This is a genomic window from Adlercreutzia sp. St.1H8, from assembly GCF_059728655.1.
Genome location: NZ_AP039376.1, coordinates 2,028,765 through 2,053,877 on the forward strand (window position 1 = coordinate 2,028,765; position 25,113 = coordinate 2,053,877).

A 25,113-nucleotide genomic window follows, 5' to 3' on the forward strand; every position below is an offset into this window, starting at 1 on the left:
CCAGGGCGGCCGCATGAGGGGGACCGACCATGGATCGGCAGCTGGCCAAGGCCTTCGCGCCCAACGCGGCGTCGATGGGCTACGCCCTGTTCCTGGCCATCAACGCGGCTGGCGTGTGGGGCGGGGTGTTCCCCTTCCTCCCGCTGGAGTTCCAGACGCGCGAGATCATCTTCTGGTTCTTCCTCTCCGAGTCGCTCGTCTACTTCGCCGCCTACGCGGCGAGCGCGGTGGGGGCCTACTATCTCCCGCAGCTCACGCGCAAGTTCCTCGTGAAGACGGCGAGCGTCCCCTACTTCGTGGGCTGGTGCCTCCTCATCGCGGCCATCTACCTCGACGCGGCGGCGCTGCCGCTCGTCATCGCAGGCGGCGCGCTGCTCGGGCTGGGAAGCGCCGGCTACTACATGCTCTGGCAGCGTCTCTTCACGAGCGAGGACGCCGACACCGGCACGCGCGACCTCCTGGTGGGCACGGCCTGGAGCGCCCTGCTCTACTACGGGCTGCACCTCATCCCCCAGGCGGTGACAGCGTTTCTCATCACCGTGGCGTTCCTGCCGCTGTTCGGCCTGGCGGTGACGGTGAAGAGCCGCGAGATAGACCTCGACCAGCCCATGTTCGACGACATCCCGCGCGAGCACCCCCAGGTGTACCGCTCGGTGCTCGCCGACCACTGGCGCGGGGCGCTGTGCGTGGGCGCGCTCGGGCTGTGCGCCGGGGTGATGCGCTCGGTGGCCGTGGCCGAGCCCGCCGTGGGCGGCCTTGTGAACATCCTGTCCATGGGCGGCATGTTCCTCGCGGCGGTGGCAGTGCTCGCCGTCTGGCAGTCGAAGAACCTGCGGCTGTCCATCACAGCCGTCTACCGCCTGTTCTTCCCCTTCCTCATCACGTCGTTTCTCGCCCTGCCGCTCGTGGGCGTAGAGTACGCCCGCTGGCTCGCTGCCATCCTCTACGCCGCCTACGGGGCCGCCATCATGCTCATGATGATGCAGTGCGCGCAGATCTCGCGCGACCGCGGCATCAACCCCGTCTTCATCTACGGCTTCTACGGAACCATCGTCTACGCCCTCCATGACCTGGGGTTCATCGGCGGCTCGCTTGCCGAGGGCTCCACCTTCACGGGCGTGGCGCCGCTTGCCATCGTGGCCCTCATCGCCGTGTGGGCCCTCGGGTTCATGCAGTTCGTGGGCACCGGCGGGTTCTCCGGCGCCCTCGGCCGCCTCGACCGCGACGAGGCCATCGAGCTCGTGTCTCCCCACGGGCCCGTCCCCGGCGCGCTTCCGGCCGCCTCGACCGCGGCGCCGCGCGAGCCCGCCTCGACCGCGGCGCCGGCGATGGAGGCCGGGCAGCCCATCGACCTCATCGCAGCCCAGGCGCAGGTCGTCCGCGAGCGCTACCGCCTCTCTGCGCGCGAGACCGAGGTGATGGAGCTCATCGCCCGCGGGCACTCGGTAGCGCGCATCGCCGAGGCGCTCGTCGTGTCCGAGAACACCATCCGCACCCATTCCAAGCGCATCTACGCCAAGCTCGACATCCACAAGAAGCAGGAGCTCGTCGACCAGCTGGAGAGCGTCGGGGAGCCCTAGGGCGCCGCGCGGCGGCGCGACCGGCGGCGGCGCTCTGTCACATAAAATGGGTGAACTTTCGGAACCACCTGGTCAATCCTTATTATCCTCATTTATGAATAAATGGAGAACGAGACACGCCACGTAAGGGACGGCGCCGCTTCCCTATACTTCTGCGGGTGCCGCGCGCCGACGCGCCCGGGACGAGGGACGCCGAGCGGCGCCGCGGCACGCCCGACAAGAGCCCGACGCGCCCCTCGCGGCGCTCGCACGAGAGGAGGGCCTTTGCCCCTCGGCGTCTTCCGCATCCTCGCCCCCACGCGAGCCTCGACCGGCTATGCGCTCTACCTCGCCATCAATGCCGCCAGCGTGTGGGGCGGCGTCTTCCCCTTCCTGCCCACCTCGCTCCAGTCCCCGACGGTCACGCTTTGGTTCTTCGCGGCCCAGATGACGGCGGCCTGCGTCGCCTTCGCCCTGACCGCGCTCGGCTCCTACCGGCTGCCCGGATCGCCCCGCGCCTTCTGGGTGCGCTCGGCGGGCCTTCCCTACGTGCTGGGCTGGGCGGCGCTCGCGGCGGCGCTGCTGCGGCCCGACGAGGCCGTGGCGCTCGCGGCGACGGGCGGCGCCCTCATCGGCCTGGGGTCGGCTGGGTTCGCGCTGCTCTGGCAGCGCCTGTTCGCGGGACGCGACGCCGAGGCCGCCAACCGCGACCTGCTGGCGGGAACGGCGTGGGCCTCGGCCTTCTACTACGCCCTGTGCCTCATACCCCAGCCGGCGCGCGCCCTCATCGTCCCCGCGGCGGTGGTGCCGCTGTTCATCCTGGCCGTGCTGCTCAACGCCCGCGAGGTGCCGCGCGACCAGCCCATGTTCGCCGACCAGCCGCGCGACAACGCCCGCGTCTACCGCCAGGTGCTGCGTGACCACTGGCGCAGCGCGCTGTGCGTGGGCACCGTGGGGCTCAGCGCCGGGGTGATGCGCGCGGTGGCCGTGGCCGATCCGGAGGTGGGCTCGCTCGTGAACCTGCTGTCCATGGCCGGCGTGCTGGTCATCACGATACTCATAGCCTGGCTTTGGAGCGCGCAGACGCTGAGCCTGTCCATCGTAAGCGGCTACCAGGTGGTGTTCCCCTTCCTCATCACGTCCGTCCTCGCGCTGCCCCTGCTCGGGGACGGCTACGCGCGCTGGCTCGCGGCCGTCATCTACGCCGTGTACAGCGGCGCGCTGCTGCTCACGGTGATGCAATGCGCCCAGACCTCGCGCGACCGCGGCGTCAACCCGGCGTTCGTCTACGGCTACTTCGGAGCCATCGTCTTCACGCTGCACGGCGTGGGGTTCCTCGGCGGGTCGCTCGCCGGGGCCGTCGAGGCGGCGGGCGTCGCCCCGCGGGCCACGGTGGCCCTTGTGGCGGCATGGGCGCTCGGCCTCATGCACTTCGTGGGATCCGGCGGCTTCTCGCGCGCCCTGCGCCGGCCGGAAGACCCCCACGACATCGAGCTCGTGGCGCTCGGGCCGCCGCATCCGGCGAGCAGCTCGGATGCCGACGCAGCCGCAGAGGATGCCGGCACCGCCCCAGCCGACGGGCGCACGACAGGCGCCGCAGACGCGGGGCGCCCCTGCCCGCACGCGTGCGACGAGGCGGCGCCGATCGACCGGGCGACCCTCCAGGCGCAGCGGCTGCGCGGGCGCTACCGGCTGTCGGCTCGCGAGACCGAGGTGGTGGAGCTCATCGCGCGCGGCCACTCGGTGGCGCGCATCGCCGAGACGCTCGTGGTAACGGAGAACACCGTGCGCACCCACGTCAAACGCATCTACGCCAAGCTCGACGTCCACAAGAAGCAGGAGCTCGTCGACCTGCTCGAGTCCATGGCGGAGGGCTAGCCGCGCCCGCGGCGCTCCCCTGCCGCCCGCGCGCCCGTCGCGGGCACCGCCGCGCAGACGCTCGCTCCCCGTCGTTCGCGTGCCTGTCGCCCCCTCGCGCTGCTCGCGCGCCCGTCGCCCTCTGCGCTGCTCACGCGTTTCCGCCGCGCCTGCACCCCCGAGTCTGCGCGCGCATCACCCCCCCATCCTCGTCGCGGGCGCGTGGCGCCTCCCCATCCGCGCCGCCCGCATGTCCCACGCCCTCCTCAGCGTTTAGCGTCCTTCTGCGGCGCGCCCGCGCATCCCCTCGCGGGCGCCCCCCCCTCGCCTTAAGGAAACTTAAGCCCTGTTAAGGGAATGCTCAGCATTTGCTATGGGAAGGTTAAGCGGCCTCCGCGATAAGGTTTTACCTGATCAGAGGAGGACGTTATGAACAATGACCGCAGCAGCTCCCCCGCAGGCCCCGCCAAGCCGCCCGTCTGCTTCCTTCCCGTCATCTTAGGAGGGGACATCGGGGCCTACAGCCTGGCGCGCGCGTTCCACGAGGCCTACGGCGTGCGCGCGCTCGTGCTGAGCCAGTCGCGCACCCACCTGATCGCCGACTCGTCCATCCTGGCAAACCGCGTGGTGGCGCGCCTTGACGACGAGTCGGTGCTGCTCAGCACGCTTGCCGCCGTCGCCGCGGAGCAGGACGGCACGCAGCTCCTCCTCCTGGCGTGCGGCGACTGGTACGTGCGCCTCATCGCCGAGCACCGCGCCGAGCTGGAGGGCTCCTACGTCATCCCCTACGCGGCGCCCGAGCTGCTCGACCGCCTCACGCTCAAGGACCGCTTCCACGCGCTCTGCGACGAGCTGGGCGTCCCCACCGCGCGCACCGCGGTGGTCGACCCGGCCGACCCGGCATGCCTCGAGGGGCTGGCGCTCGCCTTTCCCCTCGTGACGAAGGCGGCGTCCTCGGCCGCCTACCACTATGCCGCCTTCCCCGGCAAGCGCAAGGTGTTCTTCCTCGACGACCGCGCGGCGCTCGAGGAGGTGCTTGCCAGCCTGCGCGCCAGCGGCTACGGTCACAAGCTGCTGATCCAGGAGCTCATCCCCGGTGACGACACGCAGATGCGCATCCTCACCACCTACAGCGACCAGGCGGGGAAGGTACGTCTGATGGCTTGCGGCCAGACGCTCCTGGAGGATCGCCACCCCCTGGCCGTCGGCAACCCCGTGGCCATCGTGAGCCGCGTGGACGAGCGCATCATGGCCGACGCGCGACGGCTGCTCGAGGCGGTGGGCTACGTCGGGTTCGCCAACTTCGACGTGCGGGTGGATCCGCGCGACGGCTCGCATCGCTTCCTCGACCTGAACGCGCGGCTCGGCCGCAGCAGCTACTACGTCACCGCCGCCGGCCAGAACGTGGCCCGCTGGATGGTCGACGACCTGCTGGGGAACGGCGCGCTGCCCGCAGGCGTCACCGTGGCGCGGGAGGAGTCGCTCTACACGGTGGTGCCGCGCGATGTGCTCCTAGGCTGGGTAGCCGACCCGAGCCTGCGCGCCGAGGTGCGCCGGCTCTACGCCGAGAGACGCGTGCACGACCCCCTGGCCAACCCCGCCGAGCGCCGGCTCGTACACCGGCTCTGCCCGCTCGCCCAGCGGATGCGCGCACGCCGCGCCTTCCGCGCCGCACGGCGCGAGCAGCGCACCCAGCTGCGCGCCCCCGGCACGCAGGGCCTGGCCGCCGCCGCGCTCACGGCGCGCGCCGCGGGCGAACGCTGGACGTTCGTCCGGCCCGCGTCGCCCGGCAACTCCGAGCCGTCCCAGACCGCGGCGGCGTGGCCGGCTCCCGCCCCGGGCGACACGGCGGCCCTGGCCGACGCGGCGGCAGGAGCGCGGCCATGACGGCGCTCGTCGGCGTGATCGGCGGCATGGGGCCGGCAGCCACCGCGCGCTTCTCGACGCTGCTCGTGGAGCGCGCCGACGTGCGCCGCGACCAAGACCACGTGCGCACCCTCGTGCTCAACGACGCTGCGCTACCCGACCGCACCGCCTTCCTGCTCGGCCGCTCCCCCGCCTCCCCCGCCCCTGGGCTGGCGGCTGACGCGCGCGTGCTCCAGGATGCCGGCTGCGCCTTCCTCGCGCTGCCCTGCAACACGGCGCACGCCTTCGCAGGCGCCATCCGCCAGGCCGTCTCCGTCCCGCTCGTCTCCATGATCGACGAGGCCGCTGCGGCCTGCCAGGCCCTCGGCCTCGCGCGCGTCGGCGTGCTGGCCACCGAGGGAACCGCGACCGCGGGGCTCTACGACCACGCCCTCGCCGCCCGCGGGATAGAGTGCGCCTACCCCTCCCCAGCGCTTCAAGCCCGCGTCACCGCCCTCATCTACGAGGGCGTGAAGGCGGGAGCCCCCGTGCCCTCCGTCGCCGTCGCCCTCCTCTGCGCGCGTCTGGCCGCCGAGGAGGGCTGCGCGGGCGTGGTGCTCGGCTGCACCGAGCTCTCCTGCGCCTGGCACGCGGCCGAGACACCCGGCGGCGTGGCCGTAGTGGACTCCCTCGCCGCGCTGGCCGACGCCGTCATCCTGCGCGCCGGTGGCCGGCTGCGCCCGGGGATCGCGACGACGAGGCCGGCCCGCACCTCGGACGCCGCGGGCTCCGCCGCCGCAGCCGCCCGCCAAAACCGCGCGGCATCCGCCGTCGCCGCACCTGGCAGCCGGGGGCCTGCGACGGCCGCAGGGGATGATGCTCAGGTCCGCCCCCGGGCCGACCGGAACCGCGCATCATCCAGCCACCCGTCCCGAGAGGAGGCGCCATGTGCGGCTTCGTAGGATTCGCCTCGCCTTCCCGCAGCTACGACCGCGCCGCTGTCGTGCGCGCCATGGCCGATGTCATCGCGCATCGCGGCCCCGACTCGGAGGGCTACCTCGTCGACGAGGCCGTGGCCCTGGGGTTTCGCCGGCTCTCCATCATCGACCTGGCTGGCGGCGACCAGCCGATGGAGACACCCGACGGCCGTGTGGCGGTGTGCTTCAACGGCGAGATCTACAATCACCACGCGCTCCGCGCCACGCTCGAGCAAGCCGGTCACGTCTTCCGCACGAGGAGCGACACCGAGGTGCTGCTCCACGGCTGGGAGGAGTGGGGAGCCGACCTGCTGGGACACCTGCGCGGCATGTTCGCCTTCGTCATCTACGACCGACCCCGGCGGATGCTCTTCCTGGCGCGCGATCCCTTCGGCATCAAGCCGCTCTACTACTATGCGACCGGCGATGAGCTGCTCTTCGCCTCGGAGGTCAAGGCGTTCCTGGCGCATCCCTCCTTCGAGAAGCGCCTTGACGAGCGGCTGCTGCCGGCCTACCTGTGCTTCGAGTACCTTCCCGGCGACCGCACCCTGTTCGAGGGCGTGAGGCGCCTGCCTCCGGCGACGTGCCTCACCTGGCAGGACGGCGAGCTGCGCGCCCACCGCTACCACCGCCTCGCCTTCGCAGAGGAGAGCGCCGCGCCCGAGGAGTGGGACGCGCGCATCGCGGGAGCCGTGCGCGACTCGGTGCGCGCTCACGCCGCAGCCGACGTGGAGGTGGGGTGCTTTCTCTCCGCCGGGGTGGATTCGTCGCTCGTGGCGGCCGAGGCCGCGCAGGTCATGGACGCGCGCACGTTCTCCATCGGCTACGGCGAGGAGCGCTACTCCGAGCTGGCGGCTGCCGGCGAGCTGGCCGGCACGCTCGGCCTGCGCAACACGGCGGCCGTCATCGGGCCGGCGGAGTTCTTCGGCTCCGTCCCCGCCGTGCAGTACCACCTGGACGAGCCGCTGCCCAACCCCTCGGCCATCCCCCTCTACCACCTGTGCCAGCTGGCCGCCCGCGACGTGAAGGTGGTCATGTCCGGCGAGGGCGCCGACGAGCTGTTCGGCGGCTACGCCTACTACCAGGAGTGCCTGGACTTCGCCCCCTACCTGCGCGTGCCCGCGCCCTTGAGGCGCTTGGCCGGTAACGTGGCCGAGGCGCTGCCGCCCTTCCACGGGCGGCGCTTCCTCATGCGCGGACGCCACGCGCTTCCCGTGCGCTACCTGCGCAACGAGTACGTCTACGCCTTCGAGGAATGCGGGCGCTACCTGCGAGCGCCCCTGGACTGCCCGCCTCCTCCCTGGTGGACGGCGGACGTGTTCGCCGAGGCGGAGGGGCTGGACGAGGTCACGGCCATGCAATATGCCGACCTGCGCGTATGGCTGCCCTGCGACATCCTCCAGAAAGCCGACAAGATGTCCATGGCGGCCTCGCTCGAGCTGCGCGTTCCCTTCCTCGACCGGCACGTGGCGGACGTGGCGCTGCGCCTGCCCACGGCCGAGCGCGTCGCCCGCGCCCAAACGAAGCCGGCCCTGCGCCGCGCCGCCGCGCTTTCGCTGCCGGCCAAGACGGCGCAGATGCCCAAGATAGGCTTCGTCACCCCGCTCGCCCAGTGGCTGCGCGAGGAGCCGTGGCACACGCTGGTGCGCGAGCGCCTCACCGGCGCCGAGGCCGCGCGCTTCTTCAACGTGGGCGCCTTGGCGCAGCTGCTCGACGAGCACCGCGAGGGACGCTGCTCCCATATGAAGCGCATCTGGTCGGCCTACTGCTTTTTGGTGTGGTACGACGAGTTCTTCGTCAGGCGCTGAGGCCGACCCTCTCCGCCTCTCTCGCGCCCGCACGTCCTTCGCGCCTCCCGAAAAAACCTTTCCTCCCGCGAAACCATCGACCTTTTTTCCGGCTTGGCCCTCGCAGCCGGGCCCACCTCATCAAGTTGGAAATACGGAGGCTCGGCAAAAGGGTGCTCAACGATACGGACGGTCGCAAAGACCGCCTTTGCCACTTCCGAGGTTGTCGCGAATTCCTATCTGCCTGCCGGGAGAACGGGGGCCCAAGCCGTGCTCTCTATCGGAGGCTCGCGCATCGGAGAGAGCTACTACCAATACAACAACTCGGCATTGAACAGCGGGCAAAGCATAACCGCCGCATATTCCAGCGGCGTGGCAGCAGGCGTGAGCACAAGCTGCTTCTCCTACGGAAACAGGTACTACAACGACGGACAGAGCGGCTCTTACTATTCGCTCTATCAGTCAGGAACCCTCAACCTCTAGGAGGCGAATCCCATGCGACACGATAACAAGAGGAGCATTCGATGGGCCCTGGGCGGAACCCTTGTCGTCCTCTCGCTTATGGCGACCGCAGGACTCCACTTCGTCGAGCCAGCCGAAGGGGCCGATCCCATCAAGACCAACGAGGCAGGCTTATCCTACGGGCCTGTGGAAGGATTCGAGCAGCGAGGCCAATACCCCGACCTCATCGCAGTTCAGGCGACCAACGGAAACAAAGGGTACATCCTGCGAGAGGACGAGGAACGTGCTGCAGGCGTGGTGTCAACGCCAGAAGAGGCCATTGCCTTCGCCACTGCTCGCAAAGAGAGACTTGCCGCCTCTCTCAAGGACGCCATGAACGAGCAGCTACCCCCCGGTGAAGGCATCAGCTTAGCGGAGGCGTCAGAGATCACGGCCGTCTTGCAAAGCACGCCTCCCGCCACTGCCGCCCCGCAAGCGCTTGGCATTCTCTCCGAAAGCGCGGAGGAGAAACTGAGCGAGGAGGCTGTTTTGACCGCCTACGAGAAAGCGCTCAAGGAGGACATCACCTACATCCCCGTTTACGAGGCAGACGGAGTGACCCAGGTGGGCGTATATCCGATAGGCTGACGACGAGGCTCGTATCAGGCTAGGGGCATGCTTGCAAGCGCAGGGGGGGCCTCCCGCACCCCCTGCGCCTATGCGCGGGACACGATTCTGCACAGTTTTTTCGACTTTGCGACAACACTGCCGAGCCGCTTCGCGCAGCTCTTCCACCCGCTTTTCATCCCACCAGGTCATCATTGTTCTCGTAGGGGAATATAAGTCCGCCCCTGCCCGACCCGTCCGTCTTCCCCAGCGCCAGGCCGGTGAAAAGCCGCCCAAGCGTCGCAAAGTCGAAAAAACTGTGCAGAATCGCGCCGGAAGGGCGTGGGCAGGGGCGGGCGGGGGCGCAGCTGCGGGCGCGGGCGGGGGCGCGGCTGCGGGCGTGGGCGGGGGGCGCGGGCGCGGACGCGAACGCGGGCACAAAAAAGGGAGGCCCGCTGGGGGCCTCCCTCCTCAGGACTCGGGCGTCATCGCCTAGGCGTCGGCGTACAGATCCTTCAGCTTGACCAGGTGGTCGTAGCGGGCCATGGCAGCCTGCTCGTTGGCCTCGAACAGCTCCTCGGCGCGCTCGGGGAACTCGCGGGTGAGACGGCTGTAACGGGCCTCGTTCATGAGGAAGTCGCGGTAGCCGCCCGCGGGCTCCTTGGAGTCCAGCGTGAACTTCTTGCCCGCCGGCGCCGCCGGGTTGTAGCGCAGCAGGTTCCAGTAGCCGCACTCGACGGCCTTCTTCATCTCATCCTGGCAGTGGCCCATGCCGCCCTTGATGGAGTGCATCTCGCAGGGCGAGTAGCCGATGATGAGCGAGGGCCCCGGATAGGCCTCGGCCTCGGTGATGGCCTTCATGGTCTGGGCCTGGTTGGCGCCCATGGCCACCTGGGCCACGTAGACGTAGCCGTAGCCCATGGCGAGCTCGGCCAGGCTCTTCTTGTTGATGTCCTTGCCAGCCGCGGCGAACTGGGCCACCTGGCCCAGGTTGGAGGCCTTGGAGGCCTGGCCGCCGGTGTTGGAGTACACCTCGGTGTCGAACACGAACACGTTGACGTCCTTGCCGGAGGCCAGCACGTGGTCGAGGCCGCCGTAGCCGATGTCGTAGGCCCAGCCGTCGCCGCCGAAGATCCAGACGGACTTCTTCGTCAGGTACGTGCGGTTCTCGAGCACCGCCTCGGCCAGGGCCGCCAGCTCGCCGCCGGCAGCGGCCACGCGCTCAAGCTCGGCCAGGTAGGCCGCGGCCGCCTCCTTGGAGGCGTCGGCATCGAGACGCGCGTCCTTCCAGGCGCCAGCCGCTGCAGACAGCGCCTCGTCAGCGCCGGCGGCCAGCAGGGCCTCGGTGTCGGCGAGCGCCTTCTCCTGGACGGCCTCGTAGCCGAGCAGCATGCCCAGGCCGTGCTCGGCGTTGTCCTCGAACAGCGAGTTAGACCAGGCCGGCCCGTGCCCGTCCTTGTTGACGGCGTAGGGAGACGTGGCCGCCGGGCCGCCCCAGATGGACGAGCAGCCGGTGGCGTTGGCGATGAACATGCGGTCGCCGAACAGCTGGGTGACCAGGCGCGCGTAGGAGGTCTCGGCGCAGCCGGCGCACGAGCCGGAGAACTCGAGCAGCGGCTCGCGGAACTGGCTCGCCTTCACCGACGTGCCGGTGAGCTGCTCCTTGACCGACACCTCGGACACGCAGTAGTCGAACACGGCCTGCTGAGGCTGCTCGTCCTCGGCGGGCACCATGGCCAGCGAATTAGTGGGGCACACGCCCGCGCAGAGCGTGCAGCCCATGCAGTCGAGCGGCGAGATGGCGAGCGTGTACTTGAGCCCGGCCGCGGCCTTGCCCTTGGCGTCCACCAGCTTGGCGGCCTCGGGCGCTCCGGCCGCCTCGGCCTCGTCCAGGGCGAACGGGCGGATGCAGGCATGGGGGCACACGAAGGCGCACTGGTTGCACTGGATGCAGGTCTCAGGGTTCCACGTGGGAACGTTCACGGCCACGCCGCGCTTCTCGTAGGCCGAGGCGCCCAGCGGGAACTGGCCGTCGGCATGCTCCATGAACACCGACACGGGCAGGGAGTCGCCCTCCATGCGGGCCACGGGCTCCATGATGTCGGACACCATGCGCACCAGGCCCGGCGCGCCGGCCAGCTCGGGCGCGATGACCGGGTCGACCGCGTCGGCCCACTCGGCCGGCACCTCCACGGCCACGGCGGCGGTGGCGCCCGCCTCGATGGCGCGGTGGTTCATGTCCACCACGTCCTGGCCCTTCTTCAGGTAGGACTTGGTGGCCGCGTCCTTCATGTACTGGATGGCCTCGTCCTGGCCCATGACGCCGGCCAGCGCGAAGAAGGCCGATTGCAGGATGGTGTTGGTGCGCTTGCCCATGCCGATCTCGGCGGCCAGGTCGATGGCGTTGATGACGTAGAGGCGGATGCCGTTCTCGGCGATGTAGCGCTTGGTGGCCGCGTCGAGGTGGCCCGCCAGCTCCTCGGGCGTCCACTGGCAGTTGATGAGGAAGATGCCGCCGGGCTTGACGTCTTGGACCATGCGGAAGCCCTTGATGATGTAGGACGGGTTGTGGCAGGCCACGAAGTCCGCCTTGTTCACGTAGTAGGGGCTGCGGATGGGGGCGTCGCCGAAGCGCAGGTGCGAGATGGTCACGCCGCCGGTCTTCTTCGAGTCGTACTGGAAGTAGGCCTGGACGTACTTGTCGGTGTGGTCGCCGATGATCTTGATGGAGTTCTTGTTCGCGCCCACGGTGCCGTCACCGCCGAGGCCCCAGAACTTGCACTCGATGGTGCCGGGGGCGGCAGTGTTGGGGGCGGGCACCTCGGGCAGCGAGAGCCCGGTCACGTCGTCGACGATGCCGATGGTGAACTCGCGGCGCGGCGCGTCCTTCTTGAGCTCCTCGTACACGGCGAACACCGAGGACGGCGGGGTGTCCTTCGAGCCCAGGCCGTAGCGGCCGCCCGTGACGGTGAGGCCGGCAACGCCCTCCTCAGCGAGCGCGGTGATGACGTCTTGGTAGAGCGGCTCGCCGATGGAGCCCGGCTCCTTGGTGCGGTCCATGACGGCCAGCTTCTTCGCCGTCTTGGGCAGCGCAGCCACGAACTTGTCCGTGACGAAGGGGCGGTACAGGCGCACCTTCACCAGGCCCACCTTCTCGCCCTGGGCGTTGAGGTAGTCCACGACCTCCTCCACCACGTCGCAGAACGAGCCCATGGCCACGATCACGCGGTCGGCGTCGGGGGCGCCGTAGTAGTTGAACAGCTGGTAGTCGGTGCCGAGCTTCTCGTTCACCTTCTCCATGTACTCCTCCACCACGGCGGGCAGGGCGTCGTAGGTGCCGTTGCAGGCCTCGCGGTGCTGGAAGAAGATGTCACCGTTCTCGTGAGAGCCGCGCATGGCCGGGCGCTCCGGGTTGAGGGAGTGCTCGCGGAAGGCGCGCACGGCATCCATGTCGCACAGCTCGGCCAGGTCGTCGTAGTCCCACACGGCGATCTTCTGGACCTCATGGGAGGTGCGGAAGCCGTCGAAGAAGTTGATGAAGGGGACGCGGCCCTTGATGGCGGCCAGGTGCGCCACGGCGGAGAGGTCCATGACCTCCTGGACGTTGCCCTCGGCGAGCATGGCGAAGCCGGTCTGGCGGCAGGCCATGACGTCGGAGTGGTCGCCGAAGATGTTGAGGGCGTGGGTCGAGACGGTGCGGGCGCTCACGTGGAAGACGCTCGGCAGCTGCTCGGCCGCTATCTTGTACATGTTGGGGATCATGAGGAGCAGGCCCTGGGAGGCGGTGTAGGTGGTGGTCAGCGCGCCGGCTGCGAGCGACCCGTGCACCGCGCCGGCGGCGCCGGCCTCGGACTGCATCTCGCACACCTGGACCTCGGTGCCGAAGATGTTCTTGCGTCCGGCCGCCGCCCACTGGTCGACGAAGTCGGCCATGGGGCTTGAGGGGGTGATGGGGTAGATGCCCGCCACCTCCGTGAAAGCGTAGGAAACATGCGCCGCGGCGTTGTTCCCGTCCATCGACTTGAGTTCTCTCGTCATATACTTCCTCTCCTTGAAGGTAAGGGGCGGTACATAACAGAGGATGATAGCAGCCGGGCGGCTCGCGGCGCCCTGAGGAGCGTCCGGGGCAGGGCGAATTCGGTAAAAGGGACACAACGCGCCGCTCCCCCGCCCCGGGCCGCCACCCGCCTCCGAGGGCCGCGCGGGGCGGCCACGCAGCTGAGGATGGGATCCTCCTCGATAACTCCATGAGCCCCTTAGTCGCGCATTGTTACCTTCTTGTTACAAAAGCCGCAGGTCACCGCCGAGCGGCGCTCCTTCGCTTCTCGAGACGCCGTCGCGCGGGACTTGCGGGGATCGAACCAGACCCAGGTTCTTTATTTCTCGCGCGTTTTCGCCGATAATAGGCGCAATGCGCACTAGCACGACTCACCTATATGAACGTTCGCGCGCATGCGGGGCAGGCGCCCCGCCAGACCACCTGTTGGAGGGAAACATGGAAAAGCACAGCTTGACTCGCCGCGGCTTCCTCGCCGGCACCGCGGCCACCGGAGCCATCGCGGCGCTCACCCTGAGCGGCTGCGGCGGCGGCGACCAGAAGAAGGACGAGCCGAAGAAGGACGCTCCTGCCGAGAAGACGGTCGCCGACTCCATCACCGCGGCCGTTGCCTACACTTCCACGAACTGCAACCCCATCGGCAACAGCTCCGCGCTGATGCTGGCCGCCACCTGGCACGTGTTCGAGGGCCTCTACGACCTCGACCTGCACAACTACAAGACCTACACCGCGCTGGCCGCCGGCGAGCCGGTCAAGGTGTCCGACACCGAGTACGAGGTGTCCCTGCGTGACGGCGCCAAGTTCTCCGACGGCACCGACGTCACCGCCGCCGACGTGGTGAACGCCTTCGAGAAGAACATGGCCGACGCCACCTACGGCGCGTTCCTCACCTTCATCGAAACCGTCGCCGCCAAGGATGACAAGACCGTCACCTTCGCCCTGAAGTACCCCTTCGAGTCGCTGCTGAAGGGCCGCCTGTCCGTGGTCAAGGTCTTCCCCGCCTCCCTCACCGAGGACCAGCTGAAGACCATGCCCATCGGCTCGGGCCCCTGGAAGTACGAGTCCATCAACGGCGATGACGGCGGCACCATCAAGTTCGTGCCGAACGACCAGTACAACGGCCCCATGCCGGCCACCTGCGCCGAGATGGACTGGAACGTGCTGCTCGACGGCACCGCCCGCACCACCGCCATCACCGACGGCGCCGTGCTCGCCATCGAGTCCGTGCCGGACGCCAACGCCGACCAGATCGCCAACACCGGCGCCACCGTCGAGTACGTCCCCGGCTTCGCCCTGCCGTTCCTGATGTTCAACACCAAGAAGGCCCCCTTCGACGACGTTCGCGTCCGTCAGGCCATCTACTACGCCCTGGACATCGAGAAGCTCATCGCCAACCAGATGGACGGCCATGCCGCCCCGGCCACCAGCTTCCTGCCCGAGGCCTACGCCAACTACCACCGCGCCTCCACCGTCTACAGCCATGACCCCGAGAAGGCCAAGAGCCTGCTGGCCGAGGCCAACGTGGCCGACCTGTCCTTCGAGCTCATGGTCAACAACAACTGGGTCAAGGACCTGGCTGCCCAGATCAAGGAGGACCTCGGCGCCATCGGCGTGACCGCCACCATCAACGAGACCAAGATCGACTGGGCCGCGCTGGCTCCCTCCGAGTCCATCCTGCCCTACGACGTCATGCTGACCCCGGGCGACCCGTCCTGCTTCGGCAACGACCCCGACCTGCTCATGACCTGGTGGTACGGTGACAACATCTGGACCGAGGGCCGCTCCTGCTGGAAGGGCACCCCGGAGTGGACCCAGCTCCAGGAGCTGCTGCAGCAGGCCCGCGAGGAGGCCGATGCCGCCAAGCAGCAGGAGATCTGGAACCAGTGCTTCGACCTCATCGCCGACAACATTCCGATCTACCCGCTGTTCCACCGCGAGACCTCCACGGGCTTCCAGGCCGAGAAGCTCGAGGACTTCGCCCCCATCTCCACCACGGGCCTGGTCTTCCTGGGCACCACCCCGCTCGCCTAAGCTGCCACGACGCAGCATTCGCGCTTCGCGGACACGAAGGGCGCCGGTTTTCCGGCGCCCTTTTTCGTAGGCGCGGACCTTGCGGGGAAACCACGGCGAACTCCGCCATTTACCACGCTATTTCTCCCCTTCACCGCAGTGATTCGGTTTACAATAAGGCCAGTCTGTGCACGCGTTTGCCCTTAGGGAAAAAGGGGGGCGGCGCGTTCCTGTTTCGCACGGAGGAACGTATCAGAGGGCCGTCCCGTCGGCCCACGCGGGAAAGGGGGGTGCGGTGAACAATCTCTTGCGATTGATAGGCAATCGCCTGCTCTGGCTGCCTGTCATGATCATCGGAGTCACCATCCTCGTCTTCTTCATCATGGCGCTTTCCCCGATCGACCAGGCCTACTCGGTCTTGGGAGAGAACGCCACGGAAGCCCAGGCGCAAGCCTATCGCGAGGAGCACGGGTTGAACGACCCGGTCATCGTCCAGTACGGCCGCTTCATGGCCGGCCTGGTCACAGGAGACCTGGGCAGCTACGGCGCCAACAGCGCCTCGGTGGCCCAGCGCGTGGCCGAGGCCCTGCCCGTCACGCTGCAGCTGACCTTCCTCGGCCTCATCATCGCGGTGTTCTTCGCCGTCATCCTGGGCGTCATCTCGGCGCTGTACCGCGACAAGTGGCCCGACCAGGTGATCCGCATCTTCTCCATCGCCTGCATCGCCACCCCGTCGTTCTGGCTGGCCGTCCTGCTCATCCTGCTGTTCTCCTCCACGCTCCATATGCTGCCGGCCTCCGGCAAGCTGCCGGACTTCTTCGTGGACCCGCAAGGCTGGCTCGCCCGCATGGCGCTGCCCGCCTTCTCGCTGGCGGTGCCCGTCACCGGCCAGCTCACCCGCGTGGTCCGCACCTCCATGGTGGAGGAGCTCGACAAGGACTACGTGCGCACCGCGCTCGGCGCCGGCATCCCGAAGGGCGTCGTGGTGGCCCGTAACGTGCTGCGCAACGCGCTCATCACGCCGGTGACCGTGCTCGGCCTGCGCATCGGCTACCTGATCGGCGGCGCCGTCATCATCGAGGTCATTTTCAACCTGCCGGGCATGGGCATGGCCATCCTCTCGGGCATCCAGTCCAACTACGTCATGCTCGTGCAGGGCGTCGTGCTGTGCGTGGCCGTTGCCTTCATCGTCATCAACATCATCGTGGATATGCTCTATATCCTGATCGATCCGCGGATTAGGACGGTGTAGCGCCATGGTGAAACTACGTGAGAAGACCACCCAGAAGCTCGAGGGCAAGAAGGTCCGCTTCCGCCGCTGGAAGAACATGTCCGTCGGCGCGCGCATCTCCTTCATCGTGCTGCTGGCCATCGTGCTCGTGGCCGTGTTTGCCAACTTCCTGGCCCCGCACAACCCCTACGAGATCTTCACCGCGCGCCAGGCCCCCGATGCCGAGTTCCTCTTCGGCACCGACGACAAGGGTCGCGACGTGCTGTCGCGCATGATGTACGGCGCGCGCTACTCGCTCGTCATCGGCCTGGGCGCCACCGCCTTCGCGCTGGTGCTCGGCTCCATCATCGGCGCGCTGGCCGCCGTGGCGCGCCCGTGGCTGTCCAACCTCATCATGCGCATCCTCGACATCATCATGTCGTTCCCGGGCATCGCGCTGGCCGCCACGTTCGTCATCGTGTTCAGCGCCAACGGCACGGCGGAGAACCGCCTGCCGGCCCTCATCTTCGCCATCGGCTTCCTCTACATCCCCCAGATCGCCCGCATCGTGCGCGCCAACGTCATGAGCGAGTACAACCAGGACTACGTGCGCGCGGTCATCGTCTCCGGCGCCCAGGCGCCCTGGATCCTGACGAAGCACGTCATCCGCAACTGCATCGCGCCGGTCATGGTGTTCACCATCGTGCTCGTGGCCGACGCCATCGTGTTCGAGGCGTCGCTGTCGTTCATCTCCGCCGGCATCCCGGAGCCCACGCCCACCTGGGGCAACATCCTCTCCGATGCCCGTGACGGCGTGCTGGCCGGCCGCTGGTGGCAGGCGCTGTTCCCGGGCCTCGCCATCATGATCACCGTGCTGTGCCTGAACATCCTCTCCGAGGGCATGACCGACGCCCTGGCCGCCGCCCCCAAGGCGCCCGTGGCCGCCGGCGACGACAAGCTCAGCTCCAGCCGCGAGGCCGACCGCATGGTGGCCGACCCGAAGCTGGCCTACGCCGCCCAGGCCGAGATGCTTGAGAAGCGCCTCGCGCGCCTCAAGGAGATGGAGGGCCTGCGCACCGACCGGTTCGAGGCGCGCACCGACGTGCCGCCCATCCTCGAGGTTCGCGACCTGTGCATCAAGTTCCCGCGCCACGGCGACGTGAACGTGGTCGACCACGTGTCCTTCGTGGTGCGCCCGCACCAGACCATGGGCCTGGTCGGCGAGTCCGGCTGCGGCAAGTCCATCACCTCGCTCACCATCATGGGCCTGCTCGACAAGAAGGCCCAGATCTCCGGCGAGATTCTCTACGACGGACGCAACCTGCTCGACCTCAACGAGAAGCAGATGAACGAGCTGCGCGGCCGCGAGATCGCCATGATCTACCAGGACGCGCTCTCCTCGCTCAACCCGTCCATGCTCATCCGCGCCCAGATGAAACAGCTCACCAAGCGCGGGGGCACCCGCACCGCCGAGGAGCTGCTCGAGCTGGTGGGCCTCGACCCGAAGCGCACGCTCGACTCGTATCCCCACGAGCTCTCCGGCGGCCAGCGCCAGCGCGTGCTCATCGCCATGGCGCTCACCCGCGACCCCAAGGTCATCATCGCCGACGAGCCCACTACCGCCCTCGACGTGACGGTGCAGAAGCAGGTCGTCGACCTGCTCAACCGCCTCCAGCAGGAGCTCGGGTTCGCCATGGTGTTCGTCAGCCACGACCTGGCGCTCGTGGCCGAGGTGGCCAACTCCATCACGGTCATGTACGCCGGCCAGGTGGTGGAGCAGGGCCCGGTGAAGGACATTCTCACCGCCCCCATCCACGAGTACACCCGCGGCCTTCTGGGCTCGGTGCTCTCCATCGAGGCGGGCGGCGACCGCCTGCACCAGGTGCCCGGCTCGGTTCCCAGCCCCAAGGACTTCCCCGAGGGCGACCGCTTCACCCCGCGCTCGAGCCATCCGGACCAGGTCTCGACCATCCGCCCGATGCTCAAGCGCTACGGCGACACCGATCACTACTACGCCGAGCTGCCTGACAGCGAGCTCAAGCGCCTCGGCATAGAGCCCTACGTTCCGGGAGGTCCCCTGCTATGAGTGAGAACGAGAAGCTGAACGAGACGGCCGAGGCCGCCGATAAGGACACTCCCATCATCTTCCTCGATGACGTGAAGGTGACCTTCAAGACGCGCACGGGCTCCATCCTGCACCCCAACAAGGTCCAGGCCGTGAAGGGCCTCACCCTGAAGCTCATGCCCGGCGAGACCATCGGCATTGTGGGCGAGTCCGGCTGCGGCAAGTCCGCCACGGCCAACGTCATGTGCGGCCTGCAGAAGCCGACAAGCGGGCGCGTGTACTTCAAGGGCAAGGACGTCACCAACCGCACCGCGGCCGACCGCCGCGTCATCGGCCGCGTCATCTCGGTGGTGTTCCAGGATCCGGCCACGGCGCTCAACGCGCGCATGACCATTCACGACCAGCTCATGGACCCCATGGTGGTGCACAAGGTGGGCGACGCCGCCTACCGCGAGAACCGCGTGCACGAGCTCATCGAGATGGTGGGCCTGCCCGAGTCGGTGCTCGACGCCCTGCCCGGCCAGATGTCCGGCGGCCAGCGCCAGCGCGTGGCCATCGCCCGCGCGCTCTCGCTCAAGCCCGACGCCATCATCGCCGACGAGCCCACGTCCGCCCTGGACGTGTCCGTCCGCGCGCAGATCCTCAACCTGCTGATGGACCTGAAGAAGGAGCTCGGCCTGGCCATGGTGTTCATCAGCCACGACATCCAGACCGTGCGCTACATCTCCGACCGCATCGTCGTCATGAACGGCGGCCTGGCCGTCGAGGAGGGCACCGCCGAGCAGATCTTCGACAACCCGAAGGACGAGTACACGCGCCTGCTTTTGGGCGCCGCCCCGTCGCTGCTCCATCCCGACCTGGGCAAGGCGTCCTAGGCGTCACGCAGGACAACCGATCGCACGAGCAAGGGGCCCCGGCATATGCCGGGGCCCCTTGCTTGGCAGTACATGCCGGGTCGCAGGGCCCGCCCGCGACCCGGCATACGCCCGCAAGCGGGCGAAGTCGCCCCGAGGGCGCAAGGCCCCCGGGGGGGGGGGAGGGGTGCTCGCGCCGGCGCGGGGATAGACGCGAGACCGCGGGGGTCGACAGCGGGCGAGAGGGTCGCCCCCCCCGGGGGCGGCGCAAGGCCCCGGGGCGCGCCGCCGCCTTTTCGGCCCGACGTGGCACAAAACGGCGGTTTGGTACGGTGCCCGCGGCCCCTCGGGAAGGGCGGCCGTCCGCGACCTGGGGTTTTGGGGCGGCGGCGGGGCCACGAGAGCCCGAGAGACCCCGGGAGCCCCCTTCGAACCGTACCAAACTGCCGTTTTGTGCCATTTCTCAGCGAAAAAGTGGCTGTGACAGAAGACGGCAAGACAGGCAGGCTGCCGGCGAGACTCCAGACCGCAAGAGCCGCAGGCGCGCCTGCGGCTGGCGGAGGGATGCAGGAGCCCGTGGAGCCGGGGGCCCGCCGCTGGCGTGCCGAGGCCAGCGAGGAAACCGTGAAGGCCGCGACGCAGGAGCTCGCAGGGTCATAAGCCCGGAACCGGCGCGGGGATAGGCGCGAGACCGCGGGGGGGCGGCGGGCGGGAGGGTCGCCGGGAGGCGGCGCAAGGCCCCGGGGCGCGCCGCGAGCGGCCCGCGCCCGCAGCGCGCCTCCCCTCGGAGGCGCCCTTGGGGGGGTGCTCGCGCCGGGGCATGGCGGACGCGGCGCGAGCGCGTCCCCGGGGTCGCGCCGCCGCCTTTTCGGCCCGACGTGGCACAAAACGGCGGTTTGGTACGGTGCCCGCGGCCCCTCGGGAAGGGCGGCCGTCCGCGACCTGGGGTTTTGGGGCGGCGGCGGGGCCACGAGAGCCCGAGAGACCCCGGGAGCCCCCTTCGAACCGTACCAAACTGCCGTTTTGTGCCATCTGCCAGCGAAAAAGTGGCAGCGCGGCGCGGCGGCGGCCGTCGGATGCGCGGATGCCCGCCGGGACACGGCGCTGGAAAGCCGTGCATCCAGCCCCCAAGTACAAGGGGCGCCCGCCTGCCGCACGCCCTGCGAGGGTGCGACGGACGGGCGCCCCGGAAAGCCGACGGCACCAGCCGCGGCAGCTCCTAGTGCGAGCCGGGAGCCTTAGGCGCGCCGGGCGCCTTGGGGGCACCGGGGGCCGCCGGGGCGCCGGGAGGCACCGGAGCGCCCGGGGCCGCAGGGGCGCCGGGGGCGCCGGGCATGCCCGGCATGGCGGCGGCGCTCAGCTCGGCGCCGCACTTGGTGCAGGCCGTGGTGCCCGGGTCGTTCATGGTGCCGCACTCGGGGCACTTGACGGGCAGCGAGATCTCACTCGGTCTAAAACACATGCTCTTTCTCCTTCGTAGAACGATGAAACTCCGGGCAGCCGACCGCCGGCTGCCCCTATCCTCAGCCCTGCGACCTACTCGTCGGGCGGAAGATCGCGTTCGCCGGCGCGCATGACATCGGCCGGCGTGAGGCCCAGGTTGTCCAGGAAGTTGTTGAACACCGGCTGCTCGCGCACGGGGCGCGTGGCGGCGGTGCGCCCCATGGCCCCGTAGGAGCTCAGCGGCGTGCGTCGGGTACGATCGGGCAGCACCTCGAGCACCTCCAGGTCGAAGACGAGATCCTGACCCGCCAGCCGGTGGTTGAAGTCGAGGTAGGCGAAGCCGTCCTCCACCTTGAGCACCTTGGCCGGCACCTTCTGGCCCACGGGCCCGAAGAAGCTGATCGTCTCCCCCACCGGCAGCTCGTCGGCGTTGGGGATGTAGCGCAGGTCGCGCTTCTGGACGTTGCGCGGGTCGTAGGCGCCGTAGGCGAACTCGGCGGGGATGCGCACCGTGGCGCGCTGCCCCACGTCCATGCTCATCACGGCGTCGTCGATGCCCTTGATGACCTGGCCGCAGTCGGTCTGGAACTCCATGGGGCCCTCGGCCTCGCTGCTGTCGAAGACGGTGCCGTCCTCCCGGTAGCCGGTGTAGGCGACCCTTACGTAGCGGTTCTTTCCTATCATGGGTGCCTCCTTCTTAGCCCCTCACGTTCTTGCCGATGGTGTTGGTCACCCCGGGCCTCAGCTCAAGGGAGGCCCCGCAGGCGGCGCAGACAACGCTCCCGCGCGGGTTCTCGTGGCCGCAGGCGACGCACCGGGGGACGAGGATGGGCTTGGGCAGGATGCCCCGGCACCTTCCGCAGTTGATGCAGGCGTAGCCGCACTTGGACACGGCCTCCTCCTTCCTCGCCCCGCGGGGCGGCTGGCGCCGAGGGCGACCGGCCCTCCCACCGGCCGCCCCGGCGTCGGCGGGCGCGCGTCGGGATCGAGTCCCGGGCGCGCCCGCCGCGGCGCCGTTAGCGCACGTAGATGGCGATGTCGCTCTTGCCAGCCTCGGCGGCCTTGCGCGCCAGCTCCTCCACGGTGCCCCAGACCACGACGGCGTTCTGGCAGTGGTGCACGCAGCTGGGCAGCTTGCCGGCAGCCACGCGGTCAGCGCACAGGTCGCACAGGTGGGTGGGCATGGGCAGGTAGGTGTACTCCCACACCCCGTCGGTGCACTGGCGCGGGCCGTCCTGCAGCAGCACGATGCCGAAGTCCTCAGGCGCCATGCCGTGCTCCATCTTGCAGGCCGTCACGCAGGCCTTGCAGCCCGAGCAGAACTCGTAGTCGATGAACAGGCCGTACTGTCCCTTTTCCATGGTGGTTGTCTCCTTCTCTTTGACACCCGGCCCGCCGCGGCCCCCGGGGCGGCGCGGCGGCACGCGTCGGGAGCCGGGCGGCCCTCCCCTCTCGGAGGCGGGCCGCCCTTCCCGCGGCGGGCCGGCGATGGGATCCTTCTCGCAGGTGAGCTACTTGCGCTCGTGGGTCTTCCAGTACTCCTCGATGTCGAAGAAGCCCTCGGCCGGCTCGTAGTCCGGCGTCCAGCCGTCGTAGAAGCTGGGCTTGTCGGAGAGGTGGGTCTTGCCGTGGGTGTAGCCGGTGGTGCACACCTGGTAGCTGGGCTGGTCTTCGGGCGCGTCGTTCTCCGGCGTCACCTTGTAGACGGTGCCCATGGCGCACTTGATGGGAGCGCCGTAGCCGTTGGTGCCGTTCTCACACTGCGGGATGAGGTTGTTCGGGTTGGAGTCGAACACGCCGAACAGGCTCGGCTCGGCCGGCTCGCGCTCGGGGAACCACCAGCCGTGCTCGGTGGAGATGACGCGCGGGTCGAGCGAGGGGTTCAGGCGGGCGCGCTGCTTCATCTTGCCCATCTGGTTCTCGATCCACACCCAGTCGCCGTCGATGATGCCGTAGGCGGCCGCGGTGTCGGGATGGATGTCGAACATCGGGTCGGGATGCAGCTGGCGGCTGATGGTCTCGGGCTGGCGCCACTCGGAGTGGAAGAACTCGAAGGAGCGCTTGCCGGTGGTGATGATGAGCGGGTACTTCTCGGCCAGCTCCGGCGTGGAGACGGGGCTCGTCGGCGGCTCCTGGTAGTAGGGCAGCGGATCGTCGCCGAAGGCGGCGAACAGGGTGCAGTACAGCTCGTAGCGGCCGGTGGGGGTCATGAAGCCCGGGGCGCCGTCGGGGCGCAGGCCGCCGATCTCGTACTTCTTGTAGCGGAACTTGTGGTACCACATGCCGTGGTACTTCTCCTCGACACGGTCCATGGTCATGGTGGTGCCGTCGTCGTCGAGCACGCCGTCGCGCGCCAGGCGCCAGTCCATGTAGGAGCGGTCGTCCACCACGTACTCGGGCCACTTCTCGGGGGCGATGCGATGGCCCAGCTCGATCATGATCTGCTCGTCGGATTTAGCCTCGTAGAAGGGCTTGTCGGAGGCCTTGGTCAGGGTGCGCAGCGGGTCGAACCACACGCGGATGCAGTCGCGCTCGTTGGACATGGCGCAGGGGATGACCAGGTCGGCGAAGGCCACGGCCGTCGGGGTGATGAACAGGTCCTCCACCACGAGGAAGTCGATGGTCTTGAGGGCGCGGTAGAGGCGCGGCGCGTCCTGGCCCATGTTGGCGATGGGGTTGGCGGACTCGATCCAGAGCATCTTCACCGGGTGGGGCTCCTCGGTCTCGATGGCCTGGAGGATGGAGTCGGCCTGGGACGAGGCGGTAAAGCCGTACTTCTTCAGCGGGTAGCGGTCGACGCCGAGGCGCTTGGCCACCATGTCAGTACCGTCGAGCTCCCAGATGCCGGAGTTGTAACCGAACTCGAGGCTGGCGGCCTGGTCCACCAGCACGTTGCCGCCAGGGATGTCGATGTTGCCCGTGATGCCCACCAGGCAGGCGATGGCATGGGCGGTGATGACGCCGATCTTGGCCATGTCGACGGCCAGGCCCCACTGCACGGTGGCCGGCTTGGCCTGGGCGTACATGCGAGCCGCCGCGACGATCTGATCCTCGGGGATCCAGGTGATCTCCGCCACGCGCTCAGGGGTGTACTCCTGAACGCGCTCGGCGAGGGCCTCGAAGCCGTAGGTCCAGTTCTCGACGAACTCATGGTCGTAGAGGTCCTCGTTGATGATGACGTTCATCATGCCCAGGGCCAGGGCCGCGTCGGTGCCGGGGCGCAGGCGCAGCCACATCTCGGAGCGGGCGCCGATCCAGGTGAGCTGCGGGTCGATGGTGATGAGCTTGGTGCCGCGCTTCATGGCCTCGACGATCCAGTGGCCCAAGAACGCGTCGGAGTTGCAGACCACGGGGTTGGTGCCCCAGATGACGGCCACCTCGGGCAGCACGTACTCGGGGTCGTCCTCGTAGCGGCGGGCGCGGAACTGCGAGAAGTCGGCCACCCACTGGTTGCCCATGATGACGTAGCACAGAGCCGTGCGGGGCAGCATGCAGGAGTCGCCCGACAGGAAGCACAGGGTCAGGTCGGCGCCGCCGAAGTTGGCGTACTGGTTGTGGGCGATGGCCTGGGAGACGTTGCGGCCGGTGCCGATCATGGAGACGATGCACTCCGGACCGTAGTCCTTCTGGATGCGCTTGACGTTCTCGATGATCAGGTCGTAGGCCTCGTCCCAGCTGATGCGCTGCCACTTGCCCTCGCCGCGCTCGCCGACGCGCTTGACCGGCCACTTCAGGCGGCGCTCGGAGTTGACCATCTGGGGAAGCTCAAGGCAGCGCATGCACAGGCGGCCGCCGGACAGTGGGCTGTTGGGGTCGCCCTCGGTCTTCACGAGCTTGCCGTCCTCGTCGGTGTAGAAGATGATCTGGCAGCCGGAGTGGCAGCCAGGGCCCGACCACATGGTGGTGCGCGTGGCGGTGAGGTCGCCCTCCTGCCACCTCACCTGGTCGGGGTAGAGGTCCATGTTGTAGGTGTTGTTATAGGGCATGCCGTAGGCGATGCCCTTCTCGCGGACGAAGTCGCCGACCTGCTCGTTGTCGGAGGCAAGCTCACCACCAGCGATGTTGGCGGTCTTACCGTCGCTGAGAACCTCCTCCTTGGCGACTTCCTCGACGCTCAGCTTTTCCTCACTCATGTTCTTCTCTCTCCTCTTGGTGAATCGCAGCCGGCACGGAACCGGCTGCCCGGCGTGCTCGCGAGGAGCGTGCCGGGGGGGACTCATCGGCCAGGGTCTCGATGCCGCCAGGAGATGGGAGAAGGCAGGTACCCGCATCACAGGAGGCGTCTGGGCCGCATGGCCGCTGGACAACGTCGCCTCATCGTCGTGCACCCCCTTGGTGATAAGGCGACCGCGTGTGCCAAAGCGGGCGTCAGCTCGGGTGAGAATCGCCTCGGACGCGCAAC

16 protein-coding genes are annotated in these 25,113 nt (G+C 68.8%); 10 read left to right on the forward strand and 6 right to left on the reverse strand.

Annotation, left to right across the window (positions count from 1 at the left end; genetic code table 11):
- The first annotated feature begins 29 nt into the window (after positions 1–29).
- The 6 genes from AC6I0Y_RS08005 to AC6I0Y_RS08030 all read left to right on the forward strand — a co-directional run bounded on the left by AC6I0Y_RS08005 (position 30) and on the right by AC6I0Y_RS08030 (position 9,114).
- Positions 30–1,580 (forward strand): helix-turn-helix transcriptional regulator, encoded by a 1,551-nt coding sequence (locus AC6I0Y_RS08005; RefSeq protein WP_497730792.1) that lies wholly within the window; start codon positions 30–32, stop codon positions 1,578–1,580.
- 264 nt (positions 1,581–1,844) lie between these two features.
- Entirely contained in the window at positions 1,845–3,437 is a 1,593-nt protein-coding gene (locus tag AC6I0Y_RS08010; protein ID WP_497730794.1) for a helix-turn-helix transcriptional regulator, read from the forward strand.
- Between the two features lie 408 nt (positions 3,438–3,845).
- Positions 3,846–5,303 carry a carboxylate--amine ligase gene (locus AC6I0Y_RS08015; RefSeq protein WP_497730797.1) on the forward strand — a complete coding sequence of 486 codons (1,458 nt, stop codon included), beginning with the start codon at positions 3,846–3,848 and terminating at the stop codon, positions 5,301–5,303.
- Positions 5,300–6,223: a cysteate racemase gene (gene cuyB, locus AC6I0Y_RS08020; protein ID WP_160710472.1), complete on the forward strand. Its 924-nt coding sequence runs from the start codon at positions 5,300–5,302 to the stop codon at positions 6,221–6,223. The genes AC6I0Y_RS08015 and cuyB overlap by 4 nt, the downstream gene beginning before the upstream one ends.
- A complete protein-coding gene (gene asnB / locus AC6I0Y_RS08025; protein ID WP_497730800.1) occupies positions 6,208–8,046 on the forward strand; it encodes an asparagine synthase (glutamine-hydrolyzing) in 1,839 nt (612 codons plus the stop codon). The genes cuyB and asnB overlap by 16 nt, the downstream gene beginning before the upstream one ends.
- A 474-nt stretch (positions 8,047–8,520) precedes the next feature.
- A complete protein-coding gene (locus tag AC6I0Y_RS08030) occupies positions 8,521–9,114 on the forward strand; it encodes a hypothetical protein (RefSeq protein ID WP_160710470.1) in 594 nt (197 codons plus the stop codon).
- 450 nt (positions 9,115–9,564) lie between these two features.
- On the opposite strand, the gene nifJ is transcribed toward AC6I0Y_RS08030, so the two are convergent.
- Positions 9,565–13,110 (reverse strand): pyruvate:ferredoxin (flavodoxin) oxidoreductase, encoded by a 3,546-nt coding sequence (gene nifJ / locus AC6I0Y_RS08035; RefSeq protein WP_497730802.1) that lies wholly within the window; start codon positions 13,108–13,110, stop codon positions 9,565–9,567.
- A gap of 457 nt (positions 13,111–13,567) precedes the next feature.
- Between nifJ and AC6I0Y_RS08040 the strand changes: the two genes are divergently transcribed.
- The 4 genes from AC6I0Y_RS08040 to AC6I0Y_RS08055 all read left to right on the forward strand — a co-directional run bounded on the left by AC6I0Y_RS08040 (position 13,568) and on the right by AC6I0Y_RS08055 (position 19,289).
- Positions 13,568–15,160: an ABC transporter substrate-binding protein gene (locus tag AC6I0Y_RS08040; RefSeq protein WP_497730805.1), complete on the forward strand. Its 1,593-nt coding sequence runs from the start codon at positions 13,568–13,570 to the stop codon at positions 15,158–15,160.
- Between the two features lie 274 nt (positions 15,161–15,434).
- The gene (locus AC6I0Y_RS08045; RefSeq protein ID WP_160709137.1) at positions 15,435–16,391 is read left to right on the forward strand and encodes an ABC transporter permease; all 957 of its coding nucleotides are present in this window, start codon (positions 15,435–15,437) and stop codon (positions 16,389–16,391) included.
- Between the two features lie 4 nt (positions 16,392–16,395).
- A complete protein-coding gene (locus AC6I0Y_RS08050) occupies positions 16,396–18,435 on the forward strand; it encodes a dipeptide/oligopeptide/nickel ABC transporter permease/ATP-binding protein (RefSeq protein ID WP_160709135.1) in 2,040 nt (679 codons plus the stop codon).
- On the forward strand, positions 18,432–19,289 hold the full coding sequence (locus AC6I0Y_RS08055) for an ABC transporter ATP-binding protein (RefSeq protein WP_497730809.1): 858 nt from the start codon (positions 18,432–18,434) through the stop codon (positions 19,287–19,289). The genes AC6I0Y_RS08050 and AC6I0Y_RS08055 overlap by 4 nt, the downstream gene beginning before the upstream one ends.
- Before the next feature lie 1,198 nt (positions 19,290–20,487).
- On the opposite strand, the gene AC6I0Y_RS08060 is transcribed toward AC6I0Y_RS08055, so the two are convergent.
- From AC6I0Y_RS08060 to AC6I0Y_RS08080, 5 genes are all read right to left on the reverse strand, one after another.
- Entirely contained in the window at positions 20,488–20,730 is a 243-nt protein-coding gene (locus tag AC6I0Y_RS08060) for a zinc-ribbon domain-containing protein (RefSeq protein WP_497730811.1), read from the reverse strand.
- A 74-nt stretch (positions 20,731–20,804) separates the two neighbouring features.
- The gene (locus AC6I0Y_RS08065) at positions 20,805–21,395 is read right to left on the reverse strand and encodes an FKBP-type peptidyl-prolyl cis-trans isomerase (RefSeq protein WP_160709129.1); all 591 of its coding nucleotides are present in this window, start codon (positions 21,393–21,395) and stop codon (positions 20,805–20,807) included.
- 13 nt (positions 21,396–21,408) lie between these two features.
- Complete coding sequence (locus AC6I0Y_RS08070; protein WP_497730814.1) at positions 21,409–21,603, reverse strand: zinc-ribbon domain-containing protein; 195 nt, start codon at positions 21,601–21,603, stop codon at positions 21,409–21,411.
- A 124-nt stretch (positions 21,604–21,727) separates the two neighbouring features.
- The gene (locus AC6I0Y_RS08075; protein ID WP_160709125.1) at positions 21,728–22,072 is read right to left on the reverse strand and encodes a 4Fe-4S binding protein; all 345 of its coding nucleotides are present in this window, start codon (positions 22,070–22,072) and stop codon (positions 21,728–21,730) included.
- Positions 22,073–22,222: 150 nt separating this feature from the next.
- Positions 22,223–24,844 (reverse strand): molybdopterin-dependent oxidoreductase, encoded by a 2,622-nt coding sequence (locus AC6I0Y_RS08080; protein ID WP_497730818.1) that lies wholly within the window; start codon positions 24,842–24,844, stop codon positions 22,223–22,225.
- Positions 24,845–25,113: the final 269 nt, after the last annotated feature.

Bases quoted from the DNA above. Each gene is read 5' to 3' on its own strand.
- AC6I0Y_RS08005 (WP_497730792.1), top strand. From the start codon at position 30: ATGGATCGGCAGCTGGCCAAGGCCTTCGCGCCCAACGCGGCGTCGATG.
- AC6I0Y_RS08015 (WP_497730797.1), top strand. From the start codon at position 3,846: ATGAACAATGACCGCAGCAGCTCCCCCGCAGGCCCCGCCAAGCCGCCC.
- cuyB (WP_160710472.1), top strand. From the start codon at position 5,300: ATGACGGCGCTCGTCGGCGTGATCGGCGGCATGGGGCCGGCAGCCACC.
- asnB (WP_497730800.1), top strand. From the start codon at position 6,208: ATGTGCGGCTTCGTAGGATTCGCCTCGCCTTCCCGCAGCTACGACCGC.
- AC6I0Y_RS08030 (WP_160710470.1), top strand. From the start codon at position 8,521: ATGCGACACGATAACAAGAGGAGCATTCGATGGGCCCTGGGCGGAACC.
- nifJ (WP_497730802.1), bottom strand. From the start codon at position 13,110: ATGACGAGAGAACTCAAGTCGATGGACGGGAACAACGCCGCGGCGCAT.
- AC6I0Y_RS08040 (WP_497730805.1), top strand. From the start codon at position 13,568: ATGGAAAAGCACAGCTTGACTCGCCGCGGCTTCCTCGCCGGCACCGCG.
- AC6I0Y_RS08050 (WP_160709135.1), top strand. From the start codon at position 16,396: ATGGTGAAACTACGTGAGAAGACCACCCAGAAGCTCGAGGGCAAGAAG.
- AC6I0Y_RS08055 (WP_497730809.1), top strand. From the start codon at position 18,432: ATGAGTGAGAACGAGAAGCTGAACGAGACGGCCGAGGCCGCCGATAAG.
- AC6I0Y_RS08060 (WP_497730811.1), bottom strand. From the start codon at position 20,730: ATGTGTTTTAGACCGAGTGAGATCTCGCTGCCCGTCAAGTGCCCCGAG.
- AC6I0Y_RS08065 (WP_160709129.1), bottom strand. From the start codon at position 21,395: ATGATAGGAAAGAACCGCTACGTAAGGGTCGCCTACACCGGCTACCGG.
- AC6I0Y_RS08075 (WP_160709125.1), bottom strand. From the start codon at position 22,072: ATGGAAAAGGGACAGTACGGCCTGTTCATCGACTACGAGTTCTGCTCG.
- AC6I0Y_RS08080 (WP_497730818.1), bottom strand. From the start codon at position 24,844: ATGAGTGAGGAAAAGCTGAGCGTCGAGGAAGTCGCCAAGGAGGAGGTT.